Genomic DNA, 1,599 nt, shown 5'->3' with positions numbered 1-1,599 from the left:
TCACCCCAAAGCTGTACATACCATTCACAGAAGTATTTGAGTGTTTCAGAGTAGGCGAAAATACAGTTGATATTATACTGAGCATGATTTTTTGCGTAATAGACAGCTTTTTTAAGAAGTGTATCTTTCAAGTATCCATCATTAAAAAAGCTTTGTTTTATAGTTTTTGCACCATTTAAAAGAGCTTGTATGTCTATACCACATAGTGCTAAGGGAACTAGGCCTACGGTAGAGAGTACAGAGAACCTTCCTCCTACGTTGTTGGGAAGATGCAGTACAGTCGCATTGATCTCATTGGCATACTTTTCAAGCGGGGAGTCTGGATCGGTGATGAAAGTATAGGCTGAAGGATCACTTTGAAGTGAATAGATGTATTTATAAATGGAGAAGGTCTCTACAGTATTTCCTGATTTTGAGATCACAAGAAAATGGGTTTTCTCAAGATCTATTTTTGAAAGCAGGGTGGTGATATTGATAGGGTCTGTACTTTCAAAAAAGTAAAGCTTTCTTGAAAGCCCATTCAGGGGTTTTATAAATTCATATATGGCTTTAGCACCTAAAGAACTTCCTCCTATACCGATGACAGCGATACTCTCTACAGAATTTGGAATAGAATCACAATACTCTAATATAGGTGTGATGTCTTGATCTGGAAGAGCGTAATAACCAATACTTGTTTGTTCTTCCACAATAGCCTTAAAAGCTTTTTGCTGTATATGAGTATCTTGTGAAGTAAAATAAAGTTTATTGATCATAGTAGACTCTTTGCATGGATGATAAGTGCATTGACTTTTAACTCATACTCTTTTGCTAATGCTTCATCGGTAGATTCAAACCGTGTGACAAGTACAGGTGTGGTGTTACTTGCTCTGACAAGTCCCCATCCCTTTTCAAAGTTGATACGTACACCATCTACATCGATGATATTAAGCATTTTAGGAAAATCTGCAGGTGGGTTTTTAAGAAGTTCTTTGACTTTATCGATAATAGCAAACTTCTCTTCTTCTGTGGTCTCTACTTTTATCTCTTCAGTGGAAAAAACAGTTGGAAGTGCATCAATCTCTTTATCTATATCAATACCATCATGAATGAGCTCTAACATTCTAAGTGTCGCATAAATGGCATCATCATAACCGAAATAACGGTGCTTGAAGAAGATGTGTCCACTTACTTCACAGGCTAAGTCTGCATTCGTCTCTTTCATTTTTACTTTTAAGTTAGAGTGTCCTGTTTTATACATGATAGCGGTAGCCCCACGACGTTCGAGTTCATCATACATAACTTGTGAACATTTGACTTCACCTATAACGGTAGGATTTTGCATCTTCATGGCATAGAGCAGTGCCATTTGGTCACCTTTAATGTTATGTTTATGTGTGAGTACGGCGATACGGTCAGCATCTCCATCATAAGCAAAAGCGATGTCTCCATCTTTAGCCAAAGCGGCTTTAACATCTACAAGGTTCTTTTCTACAGAAGGGTCCGGATGGTGATTTGGAAAAGTACCGTCCGGTTCAAGATAGAGTCCTGTATAATTAAATTTCAAAGCATCAAAAATATCTGTTATAACAGTGTCTGCAACACCATTACCTCCATCTA

At 37.5% G+C, this 1,599-nt stretch carries 2 pseudogenes; both read right to left on the bottom strand.

Annotation, left to right across the window (positions count from 1 at the left end):
• Nucleotides 1-755: pseudogene (locus ABZC96_RS09920) on the bottom strand (glucose-6-phosphate isomerase); the annotation flags it as partial.
• Nucleotides 752-1,599 (bottom strand): annotated as a pseudogene (locus ABZC96_RS09915) (phosphomannomutase/phosphoglucomutase); the annotation flags it as partial. The pseudogenes ABZC96_RS09920 and ABZC96_RS09915, both read right to left, overlap by 4 nt.

This window comes from Sulfurovum sp. (genome assembly GCF_041551015.1).
Classification (GTDB): Bacteria; Campylobacterota; Campylobacteria; order Campylobacterales; family Sulfurovaceae; genus Sulfurovum.
Note: the sequence above shows the minus strand (reverse complement) of the source record. Positions and strands in the feature narration are given on the sequence as shown.